Consider the following 12,979-nt stretch of genomic DNA (forward strand, 5'->3'; position numbering starts at 1 on the left):
CCCGCCCTCGACGACCGGAGCGTCCGTGACCACTCCCGCCGGCCCCCGCCACGAACCCGCCGAGCCCACCCGGCCGCGGGGCGACAAGCCCGTCCCGCCGGTGCTGTACCTGCCGGTGCGGCCCGGCTCGAGCGAGCAGAGCCCCGAGGTCGAGATGCGCCGCCTCGACGACGGGCGGGTGGCGCTGATGGTCTACACCGCTCTGGACCGGCTGGTCGGCTGCTGCGGCCCGCACCAGCCGTGGGTGCTCTACCGCACCGACCAGCTCGGGGAGCTGGACCGGGTCTCGCCCTACGACGTGGTGGCGATGGACCAGCCGGTCCCGCGGGAGCTCTGGCACGGGGCGCCGGCATGAGCGACATCGAGATCAGCGACGCCGACGCCCGGGCGATCGCGCAGCTGCACGACTCCGCCGCCGAGGGCATCGAGGGCACCGCCGGGTCCGTCCCGGGGTCGGTGGACGGCGGGCTGGCGGCCGCCGTGCTCGGCCGGATCCTGGGCAAGCTGGTCACCGACGCCGACGACCTCGCGATCGCCCACCGGGGCACCGCGGGGGTGATGCGGTCGGTCGCCGACGACTTCTACTCGACCGACGCCGCCGTCGGGTCGGCGTTCGACCAGATGACCACCGACGTCGACCCGGGTGGTGCGCACCCGTGATCGACACGACGGTCGACGGCAGCGCCGCGTCGGTCCGGTCGGCGGCGACGTACCTCGGCGACACGCTCGAGAAGCAGGTGGTCGACGCGGGCGACGACGCGCAGTCGGCCCGCTCCCGCGCCCTCGCGTCCTGGGACGGCGACGCCGCCTCGGCGTACCGCGACTTCGGCCGGCGGCTGGTCGAGGCGGCCGACGAGCAGGAGGACCACCTGCGCGAGGCCCGCGAGAAGTTCGACGCGTACGCCGGGCGGCTGGAGCGCATCAAGGACCGGATGCGCGAGCGGCGGACCGAGGCCAGCGGCGTCGGCCTGGTCGTCGACGGCATGGTCATCGAGCGGCCCGCCGACGCGGTCGCCCCGGCCGCGCTCGGCGCCGAGCCGACGCCCCGGCAGGCCGACGCCCACGCCGCGGCGACGGAGGCCTTCGAGGCCCAGAAGATCAAGGTCGAGACGTACAACCGGCTCGTCGGGGAGGTCCAGGCCGACCACGACGACCACGCCGCGTGGATCCGGGAGAACCTCGACACCTTCTGGTCCACGGTGCACGGGCCGAGCCTGGCGACCGTCGCCTCCGACGTGCTCGGCAAGCTCCCCGCCGCCCTCACCGGCCTCGCGGTCGACCTCCGGGGCCGCACCCTGCGCGAGCGGGCCGCCGACGCACGCGAGGAGAGCCGACGGCTGCGCGACGAGGCCCGGGAGGCCCGCGACGCGCGGAGGTCGGGCAACCCCGCGAGGAGGGCGGCCGGCGAGGCCGTCGACATCGCCGACAACCGGGGCACCGCCCGCGCCCTCGACGCGCTCGCCGAGGGTGGTGAGCGGGTCGCGCGGCGGCTGCCCGTCGTCGGGGCGCTGGCCACGGTGGCCTTCGCCGGCAGCGACATCGCCGGCGGGGACTCCCCCTCGACGGTCATCGTGGGGGAGGCCGGTGGCATCGCCGGTGGTGTGCTGGGCGGCGCGGCCGTCGTCGGCGGGGCGGCGCTGCTCGGCGTCGGGGCGCCGGTGATCGCGGTCGCGGCCGGCGCGGCCGTCGTGGGCGTGGGCGTCGGCCTGGCCGCGGAGTACGCCTACGAGAACTGGGTGCCCGACGAGGTGCGCGACAAGATCGACGAGGGCCTGCGCGACTTCGGCAACGGGGTGGCCGACGTCGCCGGCGACGTCGGCGACGCCATCACCTTCTGGGACTGAGACCATCGACGCCGTGGACGAGCAGATGACCGAGCCCGCGCGACGACGCACGGTGCGCCTGGCCGGCGGTCGTCCCGCCCCCCGGGCGCCCCTGGGGCGGGCCGTCCGCACGCACCTGCTCATCGCGCTGGCCGTCGGGCTCGCCGGTGCCGGCGTGTGGCTCGCCGCGCCCGGCGGCGCCTGGGGCGTGGTCCTGGCCCTCGAGGTCACCGCGCTCCTCCTCGGCGGCTGGGCGCTCGTGCTGCTGGGCTCGACGCTGACCCGCCGCGGGCGGCTCGTGGTGGACGAGGCCCCCGGCCGGGTGGTCGTGCCCGGCTCGCGGCCGCTCGGCGCCCTCCTGGTGGCGCTGCTCCTGCTGAGCCTGCTCCTGCCGGCGACCGTGCTGGCCTCCTGGGCCGCGGGCGAGCCGCTCGGCGGCTCGGTCGTCGCCCTCGGTGCGGCGGTGCTGCTGCTCCCGCTCGGCCTCCCGGTCCTCGTGCGGCTGCTCACCGGCCGGGTGCGGCTGCCCTCGCTCGTGCTCGACGCGACCGGGGTCACCTGGCACAGCTGGAGCAGCGAGCAGTCGATCGCCTGGGCCGACCTGGCGGACGTGCGGCTGCTGGCCGACCCCGGCCGCCGGCTGGTGCTGCGCGCCTCCGCCCTGCCGACCCGCAGGAGCCCCCGGCGCACGCCGCGCACGGCAGCCGGCGACCGGACGGTCGGCGGGCCCGCGGTCGCCCCGGAGGAGGTCTCGGTGCCGGTCGGCTTCCTCGCCTCCGACGCCGCGCTGGTCGCCGACCTGGTGGAGGCCTGCCGCACCGACGCGTCGCGGCGCGCCGCGCTCGGCACCGACGCCGCGCTCCACGGGCTCGGGACCCCCGGCTAACGTCCCGCACGTGTTCCCGGTCGGCGGCGTGGGCGTGATGCTCCTGGGCATCGTGCTGTCCGGAGCGGTCTGCCTCCTGCTCCACCTGGCGCTGCGCGGCCGGCTGGGCCCGCTGACGTCCGGCTCGCTCGCCGCGTTCGTGTGGTCACTGACCGTCATCGGCTTCATCACGCTGATCCCGGCCAACGGCGCGCCGGGGATCGTGCCCGCCGAGGGCCGGATGGAGTCGTGCTCGTGGGACATCGGCGGCCCGGCACCGGACGGGTTCTGGATCTTCTCCGGCGGCCAGCGGCTGCTCAACACGGTGGTGTTCGTCCCGTCCGGGGCGTTGCTGGTGCTCGCCGCGGCCCGGCGCACGCGGGGCGCGTTCCTGGCCGTGCCGATCGGACTGGCCGTCCTGGCGGCGTACTCCGTCGGCATCGAGCTCACCCAGCTCGTCCTGGCCCGCCTCGACCGGGCCTGCGACGTCACCGACGTGGTCGACAACGTCCTCGGTGCCGCCATCGGCGTCGGGATCGGTCTCGTCCTCGCCCTCCTGCTGCGGCCCTGGCGCTCGCGCTAGCGGTCACGAGCCGCTCGACGCCTCGGGTCACTGCTCGGTCACTGCTCGGTCACTGCTCGCGGAGGCGTTGCCTCTCCTCCGGTCCGAGCTCCTGCCACGCGGCGTGGGCATCCGACATCCCGGCGAGTGCGAGTGCCTGGAAGCCGGGGTCGTCGGCCAGCTCCTGCACGCTGGCACGACCGTCGAGGACCCGCCCGACCGCCTGCTCGAGCCGCCGGACCGCGGCCTCGTCGCCCACTGCCGGCCAGTAGGGCCACGCGGGGTCGCGCCGGGCGAGCAGGCGGCGCAGGCCCTCGAGCTGCGAGTGGACCAGCCCGGCGCCCTCCTCGTCGAGCCGACCGCGCGCGCTCACGAGCCCCCCAGGCTCGAACGGCCCAAGGTGAACTGGTCCCAGGCGTCGACGTACGCCCGGGACTCCGGTCCCAGGACGCCGGCGACCAGGCCGGGATCCAGCCGGCCCGCAGACACCGCGCCGGCAACGGCCTCGAGGAAGCCGGTGGCGACGCCGGTGCTCATCGACTCGGACCCGTGGACCAGGTGGTGCTCGACGGTTGCGAAGACGGCGCCCGCCGCGTCGGCAGACATGCCCGGCAGGCACGTGGCGACCGCGCGGCCGACGAAGCCCAGCCACAGGACGGGGATCTCCAGGTCCGGCGCGATGTCCTCACCGAGCGCCCGCAGCGCGTCCTCTACCTCGGGCGCGGCATCCAGCACGGCGTCGATGAACGACTGGTGCTCGTCGGCCATCACGTCACCGGCCCGCGAGCGCGTCGCGCATGTCGCGGATGACGTTCTCGGCGGCGGCCCGGTCGCCGGGTGTCGCCTCCGGGTTGTTGCGCAGCCAGCGCTCGAGGGCCGTGATCATGTTCTCCGCCTTCTCCGTGTGGAACTTGCCGCCGACCGGCAGGCCTGTCGCGAGCTCGTGCCGCACCGCGGCTGCCGTCGATCCGCTCCCGACGCTCGCGCCGTCACGGTAGAGCTCGTCCATGAGCCCGCTCAGCCGCGGGTCGCGCACGCTCGGCTTCTCCATGGCGGCGCGGAGCTCGGAGACGAACCGCTCGTGGCGGGCCCGGTTCGAGGCCTCGCTGATCCGGCGGAGCCGGCCACGCAGGACCGGCACCTTCTGGGCGACCCGGACCAGCTTGGCGACAGCGGCGCCCCGCACGGCGGCCTTCATGGCGCTGAAGGCCGCGATCACCTTGCGCGCCGCGGAGGAGAGGCGCCACCCGGCGACCGCCGCGCCACCGCCGGCTGCGGCCCCGCCGCTGAAGATCGAGGCGATCCCGGCGACCACAGCCGTGGCACCGATCTCGATGGCGAGGTCCCGCATGATGCCGCGAACGGTCTCGCGGACTGCCTCCACCTGGGTCGCGTAGTCCTCGCACGCGGTGGCGATGTCCTCGCAGTGCAGCGCCAGCTGCTGCACCTGGAGCCGCAGGTCCTCGGTCACCCCCGCGGCGAGCTCGACCTCGGGCGAGCGTTGCGCGCGCAGCTGGCCGAGTGCGGAGTCGAGGTACGCCGTGGTCTGGCGCTCGACGTTGGAGCCGAACTGCCGCCAGACTCCGGCCGCCTCCCGGAGCTTCCCCGTGTCGGCTCCCGGCCACGTCCACCCTTCGAGGTAGTCGGTGATCATGTCCCAGAACTGCGGGGTGTCCGGGTCGTCCCCGCCCACCGCGCTGGGTGGGGTGTAGGACGACACGCTGACCGTGGTGTCGGGCAGCGCGTCGTGCTGGTCGCCGTCGTAGACGGGCGGGTCGGCGCCGTAGACCGAGCTGGCATTGGCGCCCCGGTGGTTGGCGCCGGTGGCCGCGGTCAACCGGGCCATGCCGGCCAGCGCGCCGACGAGCTCCTGCGCCGCACCGACCGCCTCGGCAGCGGCGGTGTCGTAGTCGCGGGCGAACTCGTCGGACGTCTGGTCGTCGCCCGCCATGGATCCGTAGCCGGCCAGCGCGGACGTCAGTCCGCCGTAGAACTGCGCCACGACCCCGTTCGCCGTCGCGAACGCCTCGGCCGCCGTGTCGAACCCGGCGGCGTCGACGGTGACGGTCATGCCAGGCCCTCCCACATCGAGACGTTGGCCTCCACCGCGCGGGTGTAGTTCTGGTGCGCTGTCCGGCCTGCGGCGCGCATCCCGGCCAGGGCCTCACGCATGGCGCGCATGCCGGTCTCCCACTCGTCGTGGGCCTCGCGCTGGGCCGCTGCGGTCAATCCGTCCCACTGGCTCTGCAGGCGCGCGATGTCGCGTGCGAGGTCGTCGACCATCTCGTCCAGGTCGCGCTCGAAGTCCTCGAGCCGGCCCACGACCGAGTCCAGCTCGGCCGCGTCGACGCTGTACCGGTCGGCTGCTCCGCTCATCAGCCGAGCCTCTCGACGATGCGACTGGCAACGGTGTGCATCGCCTGCTCGGAGCCGGTGTCCTGCTCGACCATGTCGCGATGGACCGCGTCGAGCAGCTGGGCGGTCGCGTCGAGGCCGGCGCGGACCTGCTCGGCGGCCGCGCGCCAGTCGTCCCAGGCGGTGCGGAACGAGTCCGCGGCCACGCCCGACCATGCCCCGCCGAGAAGCGCGTCCACCTCTCCTTCGGCCTTGGCCTTGCCTCGCTCGAGCCGTTCGCGGGCGCGGTCGACGTCCCTGATCGCGTCCCTCATCGCCGCGTGGGCCATGGTGATCGACATCGGCCGCTCCTCGCATCCGGTCTGGTCGTCGTCCCGATCGCCGGGCCTGTGGATCCTCGCCGGGTCCGGCCGCGCTCAAACCTGCGCCTAGCCTGTGCCGCGTGAGCACGCCGCAGCCCCGCCCGAACGTCGCCGGAATCCCGCCGTACGTCGCCGGGAAGCCGCCGACCGTCCGGCCGGGGATGGTGTCCTACAAGCTCTCCAGCAACGAGAACCCCTACCCGCCGCTGCCGGGGGTGGTCGAGGCGGTGCAGGACGCCGTCGGGCAGATGAACCGCTACCCCGACATGGGCTCGACCGCGCTCTACGCCGCCCTGGCCGAGACCTTCGACGTGCCCGCCGACCACCTCTCGGTCGCGACCGGCTCGGTCGGGCTGATCTACCAGCTCGTGCAGGCCTTCTGCGAGCCCGGCGACGAGGTCGTGCTCGCCTGGCGCTCCTTCGAGGCCTACCCGATCGCGGTCACCGCCGCGGCCGCGACGGCCGTCCGGGTGCCGCTCCTGCCCGACGGTCGCCACGACCTGCCCGCCATGGCCGCGGCGGTCACCGACCGGACCAGGGTGGTGCTGGTCTGCACGCCGAACAACCCCACCGGGCCGTCGGTCACCCAGGCCGAGCTCGACGCGTTCCTGGCGGCGGTCCCCAGCCACGTGCTGGTCGTGGTCGACGAGGCCTACCTGGAGTTCGTGCGGATGGCCGACCCGGTCGACGGCCTGGCGACGTACCGCCGGCACGCCAACGTCGTGCTCACCCGCACCTTCTCCAAGGCCTACGGGCTCGCCGGCTTCCGGGTGGGGTACGCCGTGGCACCGGCGCCGATCGCGGCGGCGCTGCGGGCGGTGTCCCTGCCGTTCGGGGTCTCGACGGTGGCCCAGGTCGCGGCGATCGCGAGCCTCGAGCGGCGCGCGGAGCTGCTCGAGCGGGTGGAGACGCTCGTCGCCGAGCGCGCCCGGGTGGTCGCCGGCCTGCGCGAGCGCGGGTGGGCCGTGCCGGAGGCCCAGGGCAACTTCGTGTGGTTCGAGCTGGGGGACCGCACGGCCGACTTCGCGCTCGCCGCGGACGAGCTCGGGATCGTCGTCCGGCCCTTCGCCGGGGAGGGCGCGCGGGTCTCGATCGGGGAGGTCGAGGCCAACGACCGCCTCCTCCGGCTCGCAACCACGTTCCCCCACTGACACCATGGGGGCCGCAGGACGCGTCGGTCCCGACGTGCGACACCGCAACCCGAACGGAACCACCTCGTGAGCCACCCGCACCCCGAGCTCCAGAAGCCCCCCCGACTGCCCAAGAACGGCCTCCGCGTCGTCGGGCTGGGGGGACTGGGCGAGATCGGCCGGAACATGACCGTCTTCGAGCACCGCGGGAAGCTGTTGATCGTCGACTGCGGCGTGCTCTTCCCCGAGGAGCACCAGCCCGGGATCGACGTCATCCTCCCCGACTTCAGCTGGATCCGGGACCGCCTGGACTCCGTCGTCGGCCTGGTGCTGACCCACGGCCACGAGGACCACATCGGTGGCGTGCCGTACCTCCTGCGCGAGCGTGCGGACATCCCGGTCATCGGCTCCCGGCTCACGCTGGCGCTGATCCGCGAGAAGCTCAAGGAGCACCGGATCACCCCGGTCCTGCACGAGGTCGCCGAGGGCGACCGGAAGCCCTACGGCTCCTTCGACCTGGAGTTCCTGGCGGTCAACCACTCGATCCCGGACGGCCTCGCGGTCGCGATCCGCACCGACGCGGGGACCGTGCTGCACACCGGCGACTTCAAGATGGACCAGTTCCCGCTGGACCGCCGGATCACCGACCTGCGCGGGTTCGCGCGGCTCGGCGAGGAGGGCGTGGACCTGTTCCTCACCGACTCGACCAACGCCGAGGTGCCGGGCTTCACGATGTCCGAGCGCGACCTCGCGCCGGCGATCGAGCAGGTCTTCCGCACCGCCCCGCGCCGGATCATCGTCTCCAGCTTCGCCAGCCACGTGCACCGCATCCAGCAGGTGCTCGACACCGCGCACGCGCACGGCCGCAAGGTCGCGTTCGTGGGCCGCTCGATGGTCCGCAACATGGGCGTCGCGCAGGACCTGGGCTACCTCAAGGTGCCGCAGGGTCTGATCGTGCCGCTGGACCAGCTCGAGCGGCTGCCGGCGCACAAGGCCACGCTCGTGTGCACCGGCTCCCAGGGCGAGCCGATGGCCGCGCTGGCCCGGATGGCCAACCGCGACCACAAGATCCGGGTCGGCGAGGGCGACACGATCCTCATGGCCAGCTCGGCGGTCCCCGGCAACGAGAACGCCATCTCCGGCCTGATCAACAACCTCAGCCGCTGGGGCGCGCAGGTCGTTCACAAGGGCAACGCCAAGGTGCACGTCTCGGGCCACGCGAGCGCCGGCGAGCTCGTCTACTGCTACAACATCGTCAAGCCGCGCAACGTGATGCCGGTCCACGGCGAGTGGCGCCACCTCAAGGCCAACGCCGACCTGGCGGTGGCCACCGGTGTCGCCGAGGACCACGTGGTCATCGCCGAGGACGGCGTCGTGGTCGACCTCGTCGAGGGGCACGCGAAGATCGTCGGCAAGGTCCGCGCCGGCAACGTGTACGTCGACGCGCAGACCGTCGGCGGCGCCACCGAGGCCACCCTCAAGGACCGCCGCACGCTGGCCGAGGAGGGCGTCGTGACGGTCCTGGCGATCGTCGACGCCGACACCGGCACGCTGGCCGACCCGCCGGACTTCCTGGTCCGGGGCTTCGTGCACGAGCCGAACGCCTTCGACCCGGCCGTCCAGGTCATCGAGAAGACGCTGGCCCGCGCGGCCGCCGAGGGCATCGGCGACGCCCAGCAGCTCGAGCAGATGCTCAGCCGGGAGATCGGCCGCTGGGCGCACCGCGCCTTCCGCCGCAGCCCGCTGATCATCCCGCTGGTGATCGACGCCTGACCCGGGTCCCGGTCACCCTCGCTCGGCCGCGTGGGCCGGGGCGGGCGCGCTGGGGTCGGGGCGGCGGTCGATCTCGCGCCAGCGCGGGTCGAGCGCGGGGAGCAGCGTGACGGCGCCGTACGCGATGCCGCACACGAGCATCGCCGTCCCCAGCCCGCCCGCGCCGACCAGCGCGCCGCCGACCAGGCCGCCGAAGGGCATGAGCGCGAAGCAGCACGCCGTGGTCAGCGACGAGACGCGGCCGACGAGGTGCGCGGGGATCCGCTCGAAGATCACCGCGCCGATGACCGGGTTGAGGAACCCCGACGCGAACCCGCCGAGGCCGACGACCGCCAGGACCGCCGCGAGGGGCGAGTCGAGGGCCAGGACGAGGTAGCGCGGGGCGCCGCAGACCAGGAAGGCCACGAGGTACGTCGCGCGGCGGGGCAGCCGCGCCCCCCACGCGGCGGCGCAGACGGCGCCGACCGCCGACGTGCCGCTGAAGACCGCGAACAGCAGGCCCACCCGGGCGGCCGCGCCGTCCCCGCCGGCGGTCTCGGTGCCCCACACCGGGACGAGCACGCTGCTCCAGGCCAGGTCGAGCAGGTTCGTGAGCGCGATCATCGCGGTGATCGTGACCAGCACCCGGTCGCGGCGCAGGAAGTCCCACCCCTCGCGGAGCTGGCGGCGGTAGGGCTCCGGCTCCATCCCCGGCGCGGTGGCGGCCGCGGCTGCGGCCGCGGGGGTCGGGACCGGGCGCATCGACGTGGTCGCCCAGCCGAGCAGGGCGGCGGCGACGCCGAAGCTGGCGGCGTCGAGCAGCAGCGCAGTGGTCGGCCCGACCGCGGCGACGAGCAGGCCGGCGAGCGCGGCGCCGAGCATCGAGCTGGTCCGCTCGACGGTGGAGTGCAGGCCCGTCGCGCGCTCCATCGGCACGCCGGCCTCGGCCACGAGGGCGGGGACCATCGCGTGCTTCGCGCCGTCGCTCGGGCCGCGCAGGCCGCCGGCGACGGCGACCAGGGCGAGGAACGCCCCGAACGACAGCAGCCCGGCCTCGTGCAGCAGCGGGATCGCACCGATCACCACCACCGAGGCGAGGTCGCAGGTGATCGCCACCCGGCGTGCGCCGACCCGGTCCACCAGCGGCCCGGCCAGCACCTTGAGCACGACCAGCGGCAGCATCTCGGCCAGCGCGACCAGGCCCGTGCGCAGCGCGCTGCCGCTCTCGGCGAGCACGAACAGCGGCAGCGCCACCATGGAGACCCGGGTGCCGGTGAGCGACACCGCCTCCGCGGCCAGCCAGCCGTACAGCGGGCGCCTCACCGGCGCACCCGCCCCGGCAACGGGTAGGCGTTGACCCGCACGACGAGCTCCGCGACGTCCTCGCCGCCCGCCTCCTCGTCGTCCTCGCCCTCCACCACCGCGGTCAGCGCCTCGACGAGCGCCTTCGCCCGAGCCGGCGTCAGCCGGACCACCCAGTCGCTGAAGGTCGACGCCTCGCGCCATGCCTCGGGCAGCAGGGGGCGCTCCTCGACCGCCTGCTGGAGCTGCTCGGTCGCGAGCACGACCACGCTCTGCAGGAAGGCGTCGAGCGTCTCGGGGTCGACCTCGCCGCGCACGTTCGTCGCCGCGTGCGCCGCCCGCCACCAGCGGTCCCGGCCGTTGCCCCGCTCGACGTCCTCCTCGACGAAGCCGTGCTGGGCGAGCTGGCGCAGGTGGTACGACGTCGCGCCGGTGTTCAGCCCGAGCTCGCGGGCCAGCGTCGTCGCCGTGGCCGGCCCGTCGACGCGCAGCCGACCGAGCATCCGGACGCGGGCGGGGTGGGTGAGCGCCTTGAGCTGCTGCGGTGTCGGGACGACGGTCGAGGAGGCCACGCGCCCAGCGTGGCACTGCAAAGAAACATTTGCAAACAACTCTTTGGCATTGCCGTGCGCGGGTGATCGACGGATCGCAGCACTGGTTGAGTCTTCACCTACGCTGGTGGGATGGCTCCCCAGGACAGCGACGCCGACAGCGGCAGGCCGACGTACACCGAGAAGGGCAAGGCCTTCGACCGGGACATGTCCTACATCCCGGACCGGATCACGAAGGTCGTCGACGGCGCGCCGCGCACCCCCGAGCACGGCCCGGTCGAGGGCGAGCTGTGGCCGGTGGAGCCGGGGCGCTACCGGCTCGTCGCCGCCAAGGCCTGCCCGTGGGCGAACCGCTCGATCATCGTCCGTCGCCTCCTCGGCCTCGAGGACGTCATCTCCCTCGGGATGCCCGGCCCGACGCACGACAAGCGCAGCTGGACCTTCGACCTCGACCCCGGCGGCAAGGACCCCGTGCTCGGCATCGAGCGGTTGCAGGAGGCCTACTTCGCGCGCTTCCCCGACTACCCCAAGGGGATCACCGTGCCGGCCGTCGTGGAGGTCGCGACCGGGAAGGTCGTCACCAACGACTTCCCGTGGATCACCCACGACCTCTCCTCCGAGTGGCGCGAGCACCACCGCCCGGGCGCCCCGGACCTGTGGCCGGACGACGTCCGCGAGGAGATGGAGGCGGTGATGAAGCGGATCTTCACCGAGGTCAACAACGGCGTCTACCGCTGCGGCTTCGCCGGCTCCCAGGAGGCGTACGAGGACGCCTACGACCGGCTCTGGACCGCGATGGACTGGCTCGAGGAGCGGCTGGCCGACCGGCGCTTCCTCATGGGCGACACCGTCACCGAGGCCGACGTCCGGCTGTTCACGACGCTGGCGCGCTTCGACGCGGTCTACCACGGCCACTTCAAGTGCAACCGGAACAAGCTGACCGAGATGCCGGTGCTGTGGGCCTACGCCCGCGACCTGTTCCAGATGCCCGGATTCGGCGAGACCATCGACTTCGACCAGATCAAGGCGCACTACTACGTCGTCCACACCGACATCAACCCGACCGGCGTGGTGCCGAAGGGGCCGGACCCGGACGTCTGGCTGACGCCCCACGGCCGGGAGGCGCTCGGCGGGGAGCCGATCCGCCCCTGGTGATCGGCTGACCCGCCGGTCGCCGCCGGGCTACCGGCCGCGCAGCAGCACGACGACCGGCCGGCCCTGCCGCCAGCGCAGGTGCCCGGCGAAGAGCGAGCGCTGCGGGGCCAGGCCCGGGCGCCGCTCGAGGTCGCGCCGCGGCGGGCACGCGCGGGTGGTGCGCCAGCACGTCCAGCCGTGGAAGTAGGCGAGGTTCGCCGCGCCCGCCCGCTCCAGCACGTCGAGCCCGCCGGGGCCGCAGATCCCCTGACGGGAGCGGCGCAGCAGCGGCTGCCGGCGGGCGTGCTCCCACCGCCACAACCGGGTGGTGCGGCGGTACGTCGTCCGGTAGCCGCAGTCGCCGAAGTAGCCCTCCGACGTGAACAGCACCAGGTGCCGCCCGCGCCGCACCAGCTCGGGGTTCTCGGTCACCCCGCGGCGCCGGAGCAGCTCGTGGCTGCGCTGGCCGCGCATCACCCGGCCGCCGCCGACGGTGAGCTGCACCATCCGGATCGTCGACGGCGCGGTCTGGGTCTTGTAGAGCAGGTACCGCTTCCCGTCGCGGTCGCGGAAGCCGGACGGGTCGATCACCCCGCGCCGGGCGTGCACGTGCCGCACCCCCCGGACCGGGTCCTGCGCCCGCGGCGTCAGCGCCCGGCGCGGGCAGACCAGCGGTCGTCGGCCGACCGGCTCGAAGGACCCGAGCAGGTCGTCGGCCCGGGCCACGCCGATGCAGCGGCCCTCGCGCCCCAGCCCGCGGACCGGGGCGGAGTAGTAGAGCAGCCAGCGCCCGCCCGCCCGCACGACGTCGGCCGCCCAGATCCGCGGCGAGGCGGCCCACCCGGGCAGCCGGCCGAGGGCCGGCCGGACCGGGGTCCACGGGCCCGTGGCGCTCGGCGCGGTGGCGCGCGGCGCGTAGGGACCGGTCGACACGGCGACGTACCCCCCGGCGTGGCGGACCACCGCCGGGTCCGCGAAGCCGCGCTCGAGACCCACCGGCTCGGCGCGCCGCGCCTCGCCCGACCCGGGCGCGACCAGCGCCAGCAACGTGGCCGTCACGACCACCACCACGACCCGCACGAGGGCGCGCGGCACCCAGCCCACCAGCACCATCCGAACCGTCCCTCCCGAACGCCGGTGGAA

Annotated in this window: 16 protein-coding genes; 8 read left to right on the forward strand and 8 right to left on the reverse strand. The window is 74.6% G+C overall.

Translation table 11 applies throughout. The features are described from left to right. Positions 1-25: 25 nt before the first annotated feature. The 5 genes from QWY28_RS10145 to QWY28_RS10165 are packed head-to-tail and all read left to right on the forward strand — an operon-like array spanning position 26 to position 3,271. A complete protein-coding gene (locus QWY28_RS10145; protein ID WP_300952412.1) occupies positions 26-355 on the forward strand; it encodes an SAV_915 family protein in 330 nt (109 codons plus the stop codon). Then, positions 352-660, forward strand: coding sequence for a hypothetical protein (locus QWY28_RS10150; RefSeq protein ID WP_300952413.1), 309 nt, complete (start codon positions 352-354; stop codon positions 658-660). The genes QWY28_RS10145 and QWY28_RS10150 overlap by 4 nt, the downstream gene beginning before the upstream one ends. After that, positions 657-1,844, forward strand: coding sequence for a hypothetical protein (locus tag QWY28_RS10155; RefSeq protein ID WP_300952414.1), 1,188 nt, complete (start codon positions 657-659; stop codon positions 1,842-1,844). Before QWY28_RS10150 ends, QWY28_RS10155 begins: the two co-directional genes overlap by 4 nt. Positions 1,845-1,857: 13 nt before the next feature. Next, positions 1,858-2,709 (forward strand): hypothetical protein, encoded by an 852-nt coding sequence (locus QWY28_RS10160; RefSeq protein WP_300952415.1) that lies wholly within the window; start codon positions 1,858-1,860, stop codon positions 2,707-2,709. 10 nt (positions 2,710-2,719) lie between these two features. Continuing rightward, positions 2,720-3,271, forward strand: a complete 552-nt coding sequence (locus QWY28_RS10165) for a VanZ family protein (RefSeq protein ID WP_300952416.1) — start codon at positions 2,720-2,722, stop codon at positions 3,269-3,271. A 49-nt stretch (positions 3,272-3,320) separates the two neighbouring features. On the opposite strand, the gene QWY28_RS10170 is transcribed toward QWY28_RS10165, so the two are convergent. The 5 genes from QWY28_RS10170 to QWY28_RS10190 are packed head-to-tail and all read right to left on the reverse strand — an operon-like array spanning position 3,321 to position 5,946. Next, positions 3,321-3,623, reverse strand: coding sequence for a hypothetical protein (locus QWY28_RS10170; RefSeq protein WP_300952417.1), 303 nt, complete (start codon positions 3,621-3,623; stop codon positions 3,321-3,323). Then, the gene (locus tag QWY28_RS10175; RefSeq protein ID WP_300952418.1) at positions 3,620-4,018 is read right to left on the reverse strand and encodes a hypothetical protein; all 399 of its coding nucleotides are present in this window, start codon (positions 4,016-4,018) and stop codon (positions 3,620-3,622) included. Before QWY28_RS10175 ends, QWY28_RS10170 begins: the two co-directional genes overlap by 4 nt. Positions 4,019-4,022: 4 nt before the next feature. Beyond that, positions 4,023-5,321, reverse strand: a complete 1,299-nt coding sequence (locus QWY28_RS10180) for a WXG100-like domain-containing protein (RefSeq protein ID WP_300952419.1) — start codon at positions 5,319-5,321, stop codon at positions 4,023-4,025. Further along, a complete protein-coding gene (locus QWY28_RS10185) occupies positions 5,318-5,626 on the reverse strand; it encodes a WXG100 family type VII secretion target (protein WP_300952420.1) in 309 nt (102 codons plus the stop codon). Before QWY28_RS10185 ends, QWY28_RS10180 begins: the two co-directional genes overlap by 4 nt. Next, complete coding sequence (locus QWY28_RS10190; RefSeq protein WP_300952421.1) at positions 5,626-5,946, reverse strand: WXG100 family type VII secretion target; 321 nt, start codon at positions 5,944-5,946, stop codon at positions 5,626-5,628. Before QWY28_RS10190 ends, QWY28_RS10185 begins: the two co-directional genes overlap by 1 nt. 101 nt (positions 5,947-6,047) lie before the next feature. On the opposite strand from QWY28_RS10190, the gene hisC reads away from it, so the two are divergent. Continuing rightward, a complete protein-coding gene (hisC, locus tag QWY28_RS10195; RefSeq protein WP_300952422.1) occupies positions 6,048-7,118 on the forward strand; it encodes a histidinol-phosphate transaminase in 1,071 nt (356 codons plus the stop codon). A 66-nt stretch (positions 7,119-7,184) separates the two neighbouring features. Further along, the gene (locus QWY28_RS10200) at positions 7,185-8,870 is read left to right on the forward strand and encodes a ribonuclease J (RefSeq protein WP_300952423.1); all 1,686 of its coding nucleotides are present in this window, start codon (positions 7,185-7,187) and stop codon (positions 8,868-8,870) included. 12 nt (positions 8,871-8,882) lie between these two features. On the opposite strand, the gene QWY28_RS10205 is transcribed toward QWY28_RS10200, so the two are convergent. Then, on the reverse strand, positions 8,883-10,172 hold the full coding sequence (locus QWY28_RS10205; RefSeq protein ID WP_300952424.1) for an MFS transporter: 1,290 nt from the start codon (positions 10,170-10,172) through the stop codon (positions 8,883-8,885). Next, positions 10,169-10,723, reverse strand: coding sequence for a helix-turn-helix domain-containing protein (locus QWY28_RS10210; protein ID WP_300952425.1), 555 nt, complete (start codon positions 10,721-10,723; stop codon positions 10,169-10,171). Before QWY28_RS10210 ends, QWY28_RS10205 begins: the two co-directional genes overlap by 4 nt. A 111-nt stretch (positions 10,724-10,834) precedes the next feature. Between QWY28_RS10210 and QWY28_RS10215 the strand changes: the two genes are divergently transcribed. Then, entirely contained in the window at positions 10,835-11,857 is a 1,023-nt protein-coding gene (locus QWY28_RS10215; RefSeq protein ID WP_300952426.1) for a glutathione S-transferase family protein, read from the forward strand. Between the two features lie 27 nt (positions 11,858-11,884). Here the strand turns inward: QWY28_RS10215 and QWY28_RS10220 are convergent, their stop codons facing one another. Beyond that, positions 11,885-12,949, reverse strand: coding sequence for a family 43 glycosylhydrolase (locus tag QWY28_RS10220; RefSeq protein ID WP_300952427.1), 1,065 nt, complete (start codon positions 12,947-12,949; stop codon positions 11,885-11,887). Positions 12,950-12,979: the final 30 nt, after the last annotated feature.

It is taken from the genome of Nocardioides oceani, assembly GCF_030412965.1.
Taxonomy (GTDB): Bacteria; Actinomycetota; Actinomycetes; order Propionibacteriales; family Nocardioidaceae; genus Nocardioides; species Nocardioides oceani.